Origin of the sequence: Bacillus sp. FSL K6-1284 (genome assembly GCF_038002625.1) — a bacterium.
Classification (GTDB): Bacteria; Bacillota; Bacilli; order Bacillales; family Bacillaceae; genus Bacillus; species Bacillus paralicheniformis.
In genome coordinates, this window is sequence record NZ_JBBOCW010000001.1 from 3,264,560 (window position 1) to 3,276,163 (window position 11,604).

Below are 11,604 nucleotides of genomic sequence, written 5' to 3' on the forward strand. Positions count from 1 at the left end.
TCATTAATACGATTTGAAAGGGCGTTTTACCTTTTTCCAGATGATAAGTTGACGGAAGTTCACCATAAACAAGGCGCTGGTCAGCATGATAAACAGTAATATCCAAGGTGATGAAAACAAAAGAAGCAGCGAGAAGCACCCCATGAGAAAGAGGCAGCCTATTTTGTAAACGCGACCGGATAGCAGCTTGTAAGCAGCGGCAAGACCGCACAGCGAGTTGCAGATGAAAAAGGCGTTTGCGATCAGGACCAGTGTCTCAACATTAAGAAAGTGAAACATCAGGCAGACAAAAACGACGGTATGAATGAAAAACATAAGCCCCAGTGCTGCCATCGGCTGATTTCCCCTTGATCTGCGGGCAAACAGCCCGCCGGCCTGCGATGCCACCAGCCTGGCTGCTCCGCCTGTCACCTGAAAATAAGCGCACATACAGAGAACAGCGGTGAGCACTGCGATTACCGGCAATGCAAAAGATCCGATCAACGGCGTCAGCATCATCGCCAGCTTCAATTGTCCGTTTGCAAAGAACCCCGGATCAATCCATTGAACAGCTGCCGCAGTCGCCACATATATGAGCGTTACCGTCAGGCTGCTGATCACGACGGCCCGGGGAATCGTTTTCCCGCGGTTTTTCACTTCCATGCTGTAGTTGCCGACGATTTCCCATCCGACTAATGCCCAGAACAGCAGCAGCAATCCGCGGCCAAAATCGGCAAACTGAAATGTTCCGTCTACGAGCGGCCCCTCACGAAAGTAAGGCACAGAAGCCGCGCTGCTTCCAAACAGAATGAGGGCCGCGGCAGTGGAAAAAATGAGTGCAACCATGCCGACAAATGAAAGATTAAAGCAAAGGACTACCATACAAAAGATAAAAAAAATGAAGCCGTACAGTTCAGCAGGAAATGCCGTGCCGGCCGCAAGAGAATGAATATATTCGCCGGCCGTCATTAATACGGCGGCGGGGCCGAAGCTCGCAGCCATGATAAAATAAAAGACTGCCAACTTTTTAACACGGGAACCGAACGCTTTTTCAGCCGCATAAGCAATCCCGGCATCATTCGGATACTCGACGCTCAATCTGGCAAAAATCCAGGCAAATAAAAAACCGATTCCCAACATCAACAGCCATGCAAAAATCGCATAGTCCCCCGCTGTCTGATGAATCATCGGCGGCAGCAGAATGATTCCCGACCCTAAAATAGGCCCCGTCATCAGCCCGCTTAATAATAAAGGGCCAAGCTTTTTTTCTCTCATACTGATACAATCCTTTCGCAAAGTCGTTTAAAATGATTGTAATCTTGTTTAATTCATCAGTAAAATAGATATTATCGATCTGCAACTTCGAATTTTTCGATATAAGATAAAAAAGGGGGATGACGAGATGGAGATCCGACATTTGAAAACATTCAAAACCATCGTGGATATCGGCGGTTTTACCCGTGCTGCCGATTATTTGGGATATGCGCAGTCCACTGTGACTTCGCACGTTCAAGCAATCGAACAAGAATTAAGAAAGCCGCTGTTCTACAGGCTGGGGAAAAAAATGATGCTGACAGAAGCAGGAAAACACCTTCTCCCTTATGCCGCAGAAATGGTCGAACTGTATGAAAAAGCGAGGCACATTCCGGAAAACGACCAGGAGCCGTCGGGAAACTTGATCATCGGCGCCTCGGAATCTTTAACGGTTTACAGATTGCCTGCCATTCTTCACGAATTTACTAACAAGTATCCGCAGGTCACGGTCACATTAAAGTCTTCCACGTGCTGGCAGCTGAGAGATGAATTGAAGCAGGGAAAAATCGATGTCGCTTTTCTCTTGGACAACGATCGGAAAGAAAACGACCTTCATGTTGAAAAGCTGGTCAATGAGCCGATGGTGTTCATCTTTCCCAAGGAACACCCGGCAGGACAAAAGGCCCTTGATGATTTGACTTTTACCGCAAATGAAACGTTTTTATATACGGAGCACGGCTGCAGCTACCGTGATTTTTTTGAGGAGTATTTACGTCAAAGGGGAGTCATTGCCGACCATACGATGGAATTTTGGAGTGTCGAAGCGATTAAACAGTGCGTGATGTGCGGTTTGGGCGTATCCCTTCTTCCTTTGATCACAACGCGCACTGATATCGAAGAAGGAAAGCTTCAGGGCACGCTGGTCCGCGACGCCCTGTTTTCCACTCAAATGGCTTATCATAAAAACAAATGGCTTTCTCCTGCAATGGCGGCTTTTACAGATATCGTCCGCACGAAAGCAAGAGACTGGGCACAGGCATAACGTTCCTATATCTAAATGCCTTCGGTATTCATCAGCACGATCCGCCAGCCGTCCGGATCTTCCACTGTTGCCCCTTTGTCCTTCCAATACGGATTTTCTGGCGGCACTTCGTGATGGCCCATGTCAGCGAGCCTTTTTAAAATACTCTTGATTTCCTTCTGATCAGGAATATAAAAAACGAGCAGATTGTCTTTGGTCGGTGCCGGACAAGGGCTGCCTCCGATATGGGAGGTGAATTCAAGGTGATATTGGACATTCGGCAAGCCGAACATGACGCCATGATACCCTTGATGTCCTGAAAAACCGCCAAGCTTTTTCAGGCCCAGCCCCTTTTCGTAAAACGCAACGATTTCGTCAAAACGGTCTGTAGGCCGGGCGATTCTGACCTGTACGGCGGAAAAATCGGAAAAATGCATCTTAATCATCTCCTTTTTTCCCATTTTAAGCGGTCATGGATCATTTGAAACGAAGCGAACGGCTGAAATATTTTCATCCTTTCGGCGGAATGACAGAGCTTTCAGATTATTAACAAAATCCCAAAACGGCTTATAGTTTTGGGATTTTGTCATCCTTTGTCCCGCAATCCTTGCAGTCTGGGAAAGCCGAGCATCGGAGCGGTCTTCCACAGGATGTGGTGACGGCGGTGTTAGGCGGTTAGCCGCCTGATCTTTTCTCCTATCGTAAGCACCGGCTTAGCAGGCCTGCCAACGAATGCGCGGGTTTGTCGGCACGCTGAAAAGCCCCTTCGGATTGAAGGGGCTTTTCCATTAATTTGCGACAATATTTACAAGCTTTCCAGGTACAGCAATCACTTTTCTGATCGTTTTTCCTTCGAGCTGTTCTTTTACTTTTTCATTGTTTTTCGCCAGCTCTTCAAGCTGTTCTTTGTCGGCGTCGGCTGGAACGTTCAGTTTCGCTTTCACCTTTCCGTTCAGCTGAACGACGATTTCGACTTCGTCATCAACGAGCTTTGCTTCATCATAGACAGGCCATGCTTCATACGTGATCGTTTCCTCATGTCCAAGTCGGCTCCACAGCTCTTCAGCCAAGTGAGGCGCGACAGGAGACAGCAATTTCACGAAGCCTTCCATGTATTCTTTCGGAAGCTGATCAGCTTTATATGCTTCATTGATGAAGACCATCAGCTGAGAAATACCTGTATTGAAGCGCAGACCTTCGAAATGGTCTGTTACTTTCATGACTGTTTCGTGGTAGACGCGCTCAAGCGTTTCGCCGGCTCCTTCAACGATCTTCTCGTTTAACCCGCCATTGTCATCGATGAACAGACGCCATACGCGGTCAAGGAAGCGGCGGGCGCCGTCAAGTCCTGTCGTTGACCAGGCGATCGATGCATCCAAAGGCCCCATGAACATTTCGTACAGTCGGAGCGTGTCCGCACCATGAGTCTCCACTATTTCGTCCGGATTGACGACATTGCCTTTAGATTTGCTCATTTTTTCGTTGTTTTCACCAAGAATCATTCCTTGGTTATAAAGCTGTTTGAACGGCTCTTTCGTCGGAACGACCCCGATGTCATAAAGGAATTTATGCCAGAAGCGCGCATACAATAAGTGAAGAACGGCGTGTTCCGCCCCTCCGATATACATATCGACAGGAAGCCATTCCTGTAATTTTTCAGGGGAAGCCAGTTCGTTCGGGTTTTTCGGATCGATGTAGCGCAGGAAGTACCAGCAGCTTCCCGCCCATTGCGGCATCGTATTCGTTTCGCGTCTTCCCTTTTTGCCTGTTTCAGGGTCTGTCACTTCCACCCATTCTTTAATGTTCGCAAGAGGGGACTCACCCGTTCCGCTCGGTTTGATTTCCGACGTTTTCGGCAAGATCAGCGGCAGCTCTTCTTCAGGAACAGGAGTCGATGTGCCGTCTTCCCAATGGATGACCGGGATCGGCTCGCCCCAGTAGCGCTGACGGCTGAACAGCCAGTCGCGGAGGCGGTATGTTACCTTTTTCTCGCCCTTCCCGTTTTCCTCAAGCCACTGAATCATTTTTTCGATCGCAGCCGCTTTATCAAGGCCGTTCAGAAAATCTGAATGGATGTGTTCGCCGTCGCCTGTATAAGCTTCTTTCTCAACATCTCCGCCTTTGACGACTTCTTTGATCGGCAGCCCGAATGCTGATGCGAATTCGTGGTCCCGCTCATCATGGGCAGGGACGGCCATGACCGCTCCGGTTCCGTATGTAGCCAAGACATAGTCCGCGATCCAGACCGGAATTTTTTCCCCGTTTGCCGGATTGACGGCATAAGAACCTGTGAAGACGCCTGTCTTTGTTTTGGCAAGGTCTGTCCGCTCCAAGTCGCTCTTTGATTGAACTTCTTCGATATAGGCGTCGACCGCGTCTTGCTGTTCAGGCGTCGTGATTTTTTGAACCAAATCGTGCTCCGGAGCCAAAACGGCATATGTGGCACCGAATAATGTATCAGGCCGCGTTGTGAAAACCGTAAACGTTTCGTCTGTGCCGTCGACCGCAAAATGAACATGCGCCCCTTCGGAACGGCCGATCCAGTTGCGCTGCATCTCTTTGATGCTTTCCGGCCAGTCGAGTTCTTCCAGATCTTCAAGCAGACGGTCGGCATAAGCGGTAATCTTCAGCATCCACTGCTTCATTGGACGGCGTTCTACAGGATGGCCGCCGCGTTCGCTTTTGCCGTCGATGACTTCTTCATTGGCAAGAACGGTTCCAAGCGCAGGACACCAGTTTACAGGGACTTCATCTACATAAGCGAGACCTTTTTCGTAAAGCTTTAAGAAAATCCACTGCGTCCATTTATAGTAGTCCGGATCTGTTGTATTGACTTCTCTGTCCCAATCATACGAAAAGCCGAGCGCTCTGATCTGGCGGCGGAAGTTGTCAATGTTCTGTTCGGTAAAGACGGCAGGATCGTTTCCCGTATCCAGCGCATATTGTTCCGCAGGAAGCCCGAATGCATCCCAGCCCATCGGATGGAGGACATTGTACCCTTGCATCCGTTTCATGCGGGACAAAATGTCAGTTGCCGTATAGCCTTCAGGGTGTCCGACGTGAAGGCCTGCGCCTGACGGATACGGAAACATGTCCAATGCATAAAATTTCGGTTTGGATTTATCTTCACGCGTGGCGAACGTTTTATTTTCAAGCCAATAGTCCTGCCACTTTTTCTCGATTGTTTGATGGTCAAAACTCAATTGTAAAAACCTCCTTTGAATATGAGTACGGCTTCTTTGTCTTCAAGTATGGACGGGACTGGCAGCGTTATATTCAGATTATTCTAAAATCAAAAAAACTCTCCCATCCCTAAGAAGGGACGAGAGATTTCCCGCGGTACCACCCTTGTTAGTGTGCATGGGGCACACTCACTTGATATCTGTAACGCAGATACGCGGCAGCAGCTCATCACTGCTGCAACTCTGAGGCGAGTTCGGAAGCTCATTTGATTGACTTTCACCAGCCGTCAACTCTCTGAAACAAAATGGGCTTCTTACTGCTCCTCTTCACTGTTCTTGCCGTAACCGTAATCTTATCTGTATTTTATAGAATTCTGTTCATAAGTGCAAGCAGGTTTGTATACAATGGGAATGTGCTGAAAAAAGGGTAAGAGTGAGGATCTTAATCGTGTGGAGATTTGTTTTGCCGTTCGGAGTTCTGTACATTTGCCTGCTGTTCTCTGACAAAGTCAAAGCTTCTCAATACAGCTTCACCACCGTAGCCGGCAATGATCGATAACACGACAAGCTGAATTCCAGAATCAGGTTCCGCAGATAAAACAAGCAAAATAGAAGCAACCATTCCGACAAGAATATCTTCAAAAAATCCAAGGTAAATGAATCGTTTCGTTGTTCTCGGTTTCTCGAGGCGCCCTCTTTTTTTAACGTGCCCGAGAACCCCCATAATCCCTCCAATCAAACAAGCAACCAAAACTTGATGCAGCATCTTCATCACCTTCCTAAAGCCCTTAGTTTAGTCAAGCGACTTCAGGCCATCGAGCAGCCCCCCTAGACCCCTTGCGATGATATTCGATACTACCATACAGAAAATGTGTTCTGTCTGAGAAGAAAAAAAGCTTGTTTCTTCCATTATATGTGAAGATTTGGTTGATAATCTTGATTCCTTCGATTCATTTTCATATAATTACAATTACCTATTTTTTCTATATCACTTATGCATCTGATTGAGCGGAGAGCTGCTTTTCCTTCCTGTCGTATAAAAACGCCGTTCCTATTGCGAACAGCAGCAATACGAGCAGAACCGCGAGCAAAAGCTGCATATTGAAATAATCAACCAGCATTCCGCCAAAAAGCGGCCCGATCATTCTTCCGCCGGTCGCCATACTGTTGACAAACCCTTGATAAAACCCTTCTTTTCCCCTCGGAGCGAGACGGTTGGCGATTGTCGGCACAGCCGGCCATACAAGCATTTCGCCAATGGTTAGCACAACCATCGCGGCAAGAAACGCCGGAAACCGTTCAGCGCCAAACAAAATTCCGTATGCCATCATAAAAATGACAAATCCGATCACGATTTGGTTTTTCAGCGATTCGGCAAACCGTTTCACAAAAAAACCGATCAGCGGCTGACCGAAAACAATGAGCGCCCCGTTCACTGTCCAAAGTACGCTGTACTGCCCAAGAGATATCCCCAGCTCCTGGGTGTGTGAAGCGATGGTCGAGGACCATTGCGAATAAGCGACCCAGCCGAGCAGGTAGCCCGTACATATAACCAAAAGCGCGGAGAATCTAGATTTCCCGCTGACTGAATCGGCATGATCCAAAACAGAAGACTGCATGGCTTTTTCAGACCGGATGCGTCTAAATCCGAAAATTGCAATCATGAAAAAGACGGCATACAGCATTGCATTCGCCAGAAAAACATACGTAAATGAAAAAGACGCGACAATTCCGCCGAGCGCTGAACCAACTGCCACCCCTGCATTTTGCGCCACGTATACAGCATTGAACGGCTTTCTGCCGCCTTCCGGCCAAACCGAGCCGGCCATTGCATAGCATGCCGGAAACACGATCCCTGATCCGAAACCGGCCAGTGTTAAGAAAAGAATGTATTGGAACCACTCGTGAAAAAAGACGAGGCCTGAAAGGCTCGCAAACGTGATCACAATTCCAAGTACGACCGTTTTAAATCCGCCGATTTTATCGAATAGATATCCCCCGAACAGGTTGCCCAGCACATTTGCCCCTGAGTTCAGCATCAGCACAAATCCGGCCGCTGTCAGCGACTTTCCCAAATGCTGATGGATATAGATGGTATTCAGCGGCCATAAAAAAGATGCCCCTGTGACATTGATAAACATTCCGATGACCAATAGCCATAATGTGCGCGGCATAGCGTTTCCTTCTTTCTCTTTAGCATTCCCTCTAGATTCTATTCGTTTTGCCCATTTTTTTCAATTGACACGATTTCGATTTTCAACATAAAAAACCCCCTTTTTAAAGGGGGAATTTTTTTATGATTGCGTCATCCATTTTGGCTTTCCGAAACCGGCGAATTCCCGATCGATCGCATCTTCGAAAGCTTTGGATTTTACCGCTTCTTTGAGATCTTTGGCGAATGGCTTGTCTTTGTTTTTTTCATCCACTACCACTTGATTGCGGTAGCGGTCAGGCATGTTCTCAAGCGCCAGCGCGTCCTGCAACTTCATATTAGCGGAGAGAGCGAAATTACCCGGGACAGCCGCGATATCCAGGTCATCGACCGCTCTTGGAAGATTGGCGGATTCAAGCTGTTTAAATGTCAGCTTTTTCGGATTTTCCGCAATATCCTGCACAGAGGCTTTCAATGTGTCGACATCGCTTTTCAGCCGAATCAGCCCCTGATCCTGGAGCGTTAAAAGTGCCCTGGCGGCATTGGCCGGATCGTTTGGAACAGCCACTTCCGCCCCGTTTTTGACATCGTTCAAGTCGTTATATTTGGCAGAATAGAGACCCATCGGAGCGGTCGGCACAGAAATGAGTGCAGCAAGATGTTTATTGTTTTCTTGATTGTATGATTTCATAAAAACCTCATGCTGAAACAAATTGGCGTCGAGTTCGCCTTCGCTTAACGCCGTGTTCGGCTGTACATAGTCGGTGAATTCGACCACTTCAACTTTGTAGCCTTTTTTCTCAAGTTCAGGCTGAATCGCTTTTTTGACCATATCGTAATACGGTCCTGCAGTAGCGCCTATTTTGATCGTTTTACCATCGCTTTCGGCATTGTTTCCGCATGCGGCCAGAAGCGCCATGCTCAAGGCCAGTCCCAGCACGGAAGTCCATTTTAATATCTTGTTCATGTACATCTCCTCCTCCAAAATAAAAAAAAACTCTTTCGGCGCCTGAAAGAGTTGTTCAACTTATCTTTCAGAATGCGCCTGACATTCTGCTGGATTTAGCACCTTGCTCTGCTGCAGGTTGCTGAGATTTCGCCGGGCCAGTCCCTCCATCTCTCTTTATAAGCTGCATATTCGGTTTTTTAAATGATTTCTTTATTTTACGTTTGAATATTTAGATTTGCAAGAAGTTTTTTGGTATAAACATTTTTTTCTTTTTAAGCTAAAATATAGTTATCAAACACGAAAGGAGACGAATCATGGAATCTATCATGCTGATCGGGTTTTTATCCTTTATTTTTTCCATCTGCTATCTTGTATTTCATTTGATCAGAAGAATCTTTTCTCCAGGCAAAAGTTTTTCCAGAAAACTCTTTTATCCTTGTTTTGCAGGCGGACTTCTCCTCCTGATCATCTCTGCGCCTTATTACAGTGAGGAAACATATGCCATCGATGAGACAAAAACAGAGGACCTGACAACCGAGCTTCAGGAACTGAAAACTGAACACAGCGCTGTACAAAAGGAGCAAACCGCATTAAAGCAGCAGCTCAATCAAGCAAACGAAAAACTGAAGGCAGCCAAAACGGAGAATGACACATTAAAAAAAGAAAATGAAAAACTGACAAAAGAAAAAGACTCGCTTACGAAAAAAACAAAATCACTGTCAGAAAAACTGGCTAAGGCTGAAGAAAAAAGCGGCAGTACCGAAGCCACTGTAAAAGAAAAGAACACCACCGCTCAGGCCGGAACGTCACACAGCGCGCCCTCCCCTAAGAAAAACAGCGGTGAAAGCAAACAGGAGTGCAAAATCAAAGGTAGCGTCAACCATATTTATCATACACCGGGAAGTACATATTATGACCGCACGAAAAACGTCGCCCGCTGGTTCTGCACAGAACAGGAGGCGCGTGATGCGGGGTACAGACCTCCGAAACGTTAAAAAAGCCGGCATACCGCCGGCTTTTTTCTTACAGCTCTCTTCTTAATGCTGTCAGCACGTTCGTTCTTGTCGCTTTAATGGCCGGATTCAGGCCTGAAAGAATGGCGACGCCTGCACTGATCAAGGTGGCGATGAGTACAAGGCTGACCGGAATATGCGAGAAGGTGATGCTGAGCTCTGCCGCACTCGCTTCTCCTTCTGAAACCGATGATAAAATGACAGGAATAATCTTGTTCACTAAAAAGCTGACACCGTATGAAATGATAATACCTAAAACAGATCCTAAGATGCCGATATAGGCACTTTCCAGCAGGAACATTCGGCGGATCACATTCGGGCTTGCCCCGATCGCTTTCATAATCCCGATTTCCTGCGTCCGTTCTGTAACCGCCATTGTCATCGTGTTGAAAATCCCGATCGCTGAAATCAAAACGGCAATGACTCCGACAAAGATCAGACCGATTTTAAAAGCCATGAAAAACAGATTGATGCTTTCGAGTTTTTTCGTTATTGAATCGACGTAGTAGCCTTCATCCTCCAAATCTGTTGTCAGCTGTCCGACATGTTCAAAATTATCCGCGTAAACAGAAAGCTTTTTTTCGATCGTGCCGTTGTCTTTGTCCGCCTTCAGAAATCCGGTGATGTCTTTTTGCATGTCGTTGCTGACATAGACTGTTGAATCGCTTGCCCATTCATAAGAAGGTTTTTTCGTCACTCCGACAACTTTCAGATCATATGTTTTCGCTTTCCCTTCTTCTCCTGTTTTTTCATCCATTTTTGAGATCTTTAATTCAATTGTTTTGCCGAGAATATCTTCTGCGTATCCTTTTGGTTCTTTTACTTCCTCAGCATTATTTTCCATCTGCTTTTCATAATCTTGGGCTTCTTTTTTCGTCCAGAGATTCTTCCCGAAATGGTAGCCGACGACGATTTCATTCGGTGTTTTCGCTACGCGGCCGCGATCGAGTTTAATATTGGCTTTTTGTTCAGCAGCCATGTCAGTAATCGTGATATTCGACATTTGATTGTTTGTCCTGTTGCCCAACTTTGCTTCAGCAGGTGCGAACACCTGCGTGCGCTCGATAATCGCGGACACATCTTTGCGATTTTCGAATTCTTTCAAGTCTTTCTTTTGAACTTTCTGATCGCTTTGCCCTTCTTTTCCGACAACATTTATCTCAGTCACGATTTGCTCTTTCATCAGCTGTTCAGTCAGCGATTTTTGCAGGCCGAACCCGACCGATGCGAGCACGATTAAGAATGCGCAGGCCACCGTTGTTGCGAGAATGGTCATGAATACACGCAGGCGGTTTTTCTTCATATTTCTTCTAATAAACTTCAACTGATCCTTAAACTTCAACAGTCTCTTCCCCTTTCTCTAACACGCCGTCAGATAACTGAAATTTCGTATTGGCGATCGATGCCACTTCGTCATCGTGCGTGATGATGACAAATGTAATCCCGCGTTCCCTGTTCAGCTGCCGAATGAATTCGAGAATTTCCTGTTCTGTTTCGGAGTCCAGGCTTCCTGTCGGTTCGTCGGCTAAAATGATTGACGGATTCAAAATCAAAGCGCGGGCGATGCTGACGCGCTGCTGCTGTCCGCCTGAAAGCTCATTCGGATAGTGTCCAGCGTGGTTTTCAAGGCCGACGCGGTGAAGCATCTCATTGACGCGCTGCTTCCGCTCAGACGGATGAACACCTTTTAAAGTCAGAGGCAGTTCGATGTTTTCGTAAGTCGTCAAGCTCGGAATCAGCTGAAAACTTTGAAAGATGAAGCCGAAATGTTCAAGCCTGAATGCCGCCCATTCTTTTTCGCTGTACTTTGTGACATCCGTACCGTCAATGACGATCTTACCTTTTGTCGGGGCGATATAGCCGGAAATCAAGTTCAACAGCGTCGATTTTCCGGAACCGCTCCGTCCGACAATGCAGGCAATTTCGCCTTTTTCGACGGTAAGCGAGACATCCTTTAACACTTTAATTTCATTTTCTCTCCCCTTTTTACCGACTTTAAATGAGTGGTGAATATGCTCTACACTGATCATTTGTAAATCTCCTCTCCATTATGG

The 11,604-nt window shown here is 46.8% G+C and carries 10 protein-coding genes, 1 riboswitch and 1 other annotated feature; of the genes, 2 read left to right on the top strand and 8 right to left on the bottom strand.

Features of this window, described 5'->3' with window-relative positions; all coding sequences use genetic code 11:
• Positions 1-3 precede the first annotated feature (3 nt).
• Entirely contained in the window at positions 4-1,254 is a 1,251-nt protein-coding gene (locus MHB72_RS16670) for an APC family permease (RefSeq protein ID WP_340903364.1), read from the bottom strand.
• A gap of 127 nt (positions 1,255-1,381) precedes the next feature.
• Here MHB72_RS16670 and MHB72_RS16675 point away from each other — a divergent pair, with 127 nt between their 5' ends.
• Positions 1,382-2,275, top strand: a complete 894-nt coding sequence (locus MHB72_RS16675) for a LysR family transcriptional regulator (RefSeq protein ID WP_020452651.1) — start codon at positions 1,382-1,384, stop codon at positions 2,273-2,275.
• An 11-nt stretch (positions 2,276-2,286) separates the two neighbouring features.
• On the opposite strand, the gene MHB72_RS16680 is transcribed toward MHB72_RS16675, so the two are convergent.
• The 5 genes from MHB72_RS16680 to MHB72_RS16700 all read right to left on the bottom strand — a co-directional run bounded on the left by MHB72_RS16680 (position 2,287) and on the right by MHB72_RS16700 (position 8,555).
• Positions 2,287-2,691 carry a VOC family protein gene (locus MHB72_RS16680; RefSeq protein WP_020452652.1) on the bottom strand — a complete coding sequence of 135 codons (405 nt, stop codon included), beginning with the start codon at positions 2,689-2,691 and terminating at the stop codon, positions 2,287-2,289.
• A gap of 351 nt (positions 2,692-3,042) precedes the next feature.
• The gene (gene leuS, locus MHB72_RS16685) at positions 3,043-5,457 is read right to left on the bottom strand and encodes a leucine--tRNA ligase (RefSeq protein WP_216919738.1); all 2,415 of its coding nucleotides are present in this window, start codon (positions 5,455-5,457) and stop codon (positions 3,043-3,045) included.
• Positions 5,458-5,569: 112 nt separating this feature from the next.
• Positions 5,570-5,776 (bottom strand) — a binding site (T-box leader).
• Positions 5,777-5,878: 102 nt separating this feature from the next.
• Positions 5,879-6,208, bottom strand: a complete 330-nt coding sequence (locus MHB72_RS16690) for a DUF4257 domain-containing protein (RefSeq protein WP_016885609.1) — start codon at positions 6,206-6,208, stop codon at positions 5,879-5,881.
• Between the two features lie 220 nt (positions 6,209-6,428).
• Complete coding sequence (locus MHB72_RS16695; RefSeq protein WP_020452654.1) at positions 6,429-7,610, bottom strand: MDR family MFS transporter; 1,182 nt, start codon at positions 7,608-7,610, stop codon at positions 6,429-6,431.
• Between the two features lie 120 nt (positions 7,611-7,730).
• Complete coding sequence (locus tag MHB72_RS16700) at positions 7,731-8,555, bottom strand: MetQ/NlpA family ABC transporter substrate-binding protein (protein ID WP_216919736.1); 825 nt, start codon at positions 8,553-8,555, stop codon at positions 7,731-7,733.
• 57 nt (positions 8,556-8,612) lie between these two features.
• A riboswitch (SAM riboswitch) is annotated at positions 8,613-8,720 on the bottom strand.
• Between the two features lie 131 nt (positions 8,721-8,851).
• On the opposite strand from MHB72_RS16700, the gene MHB72_RS16705 reads away from it, so the two are divergent.
• Complete coding sequence (locus MHB72_RS16705; RefSeq protein WP_216919734.1) at positions 8,852-9,532, top strand: sunset domain-containing protein; 681 nt, start codon at positions 8,852-8,854, stop codon at positions 9,530-9,532.
• 28 nt (positions 9,533-9,560) lie between these two features.
• Here MHB72_RS16705 and MHB72_RS16710 read toward each other — a convergent pair whose 3' ends face one another.
• Both MHB72_RS16710 and MHB72_RS16715 read right to left on the bottom strand, forming a co-directional pair.
• Positions 9,561-10,892 (bottom strand): ABC transporter permease, encoded by a 1,332-nt coding sequence (locus tag MHB72_RS16710; protein ID WP_216919733.1) that lies wholly within the window; start codon positions 10,890-10,892, stop codon positions 9,561-9,563.
• On the bottom strand, positions 10,882-11,580 hold the full coding sequence (locus MHB72_RS16715) for an ABC transporter ATP-binding protein (RefSeq protein WP_026579036.1): 699 nt from the start codon (positions 11,578-11,580) through the stop codon (positions 10,882-10,884). Before MHB72_RS16715 ends, MHB72_RS16710 begins: the two co-directional genes overlap by 11 nt.
• Between the last annotated feature and the right edge of the window lie 24 nt (positions 11,581-11,604).

Excerpts from the sequence above, each read along its gene's own strand:
- MHB72_RS16670 (WP_340903364.1), bottom strand. The coding sequence starts at position 1,254 with ATGAGAGAAAAAAAGCTTGGCCCTTTATTATTAAGCGGGCTGATGACG.
- MHB72_RS16675 (WP_020452651.1), top strand. The coding sequence starts at position 1,382 with ATGGAGATCCGACATTTGAAAACATTCAAAACCATCGTGGATATCGGC.
- MHB72_RS16680 (WP_020452652.1), bottom strand. The coding sequence starts at position 2,691 with ATGCATTTTTCCGATTTTTCCGCCGTACAGGTCAGAATCGCCCGGCCT.
- MHB72_RS16690 (WP_016885609.1), bottom strand. The coding sequence starts at position 6,208 with ATGAAGATGCTGCATCAAGTTTTGGTTGCTTGTTTGATTGGAGGGATT.
- MHB72_RS16695 (WP_020452654.1), bottom strand. The coding sequence starts at position 7,610 with ATGCCGCGCACATTATGGCTATTGGTCATCGGAATGTTTATCAATGTC.
- MHB72_RS16700 (WP_216919736.1), bottom strand. The coding sequence starts at position 8,555 with ATGAACAAGATATTAAAATGGACTTCCGTGCTGGGACTGGCCTTGAGC.
- MHB72_RS16705 (WP_216919734.1), top strand. The coding sequence starts at position 8,852 with ATGGAATCTATCATGCTGATCGGGTTTTTATCCTTTATTTTTTCCATC.
- MHB72_RS16715 (WP_026579036.1), bottom strand. The coding sequence starts at position 11,580 with ATGATCAGTGTAGAGCATATTCACCACTCATTTAAAGTCGGTAAAAAG.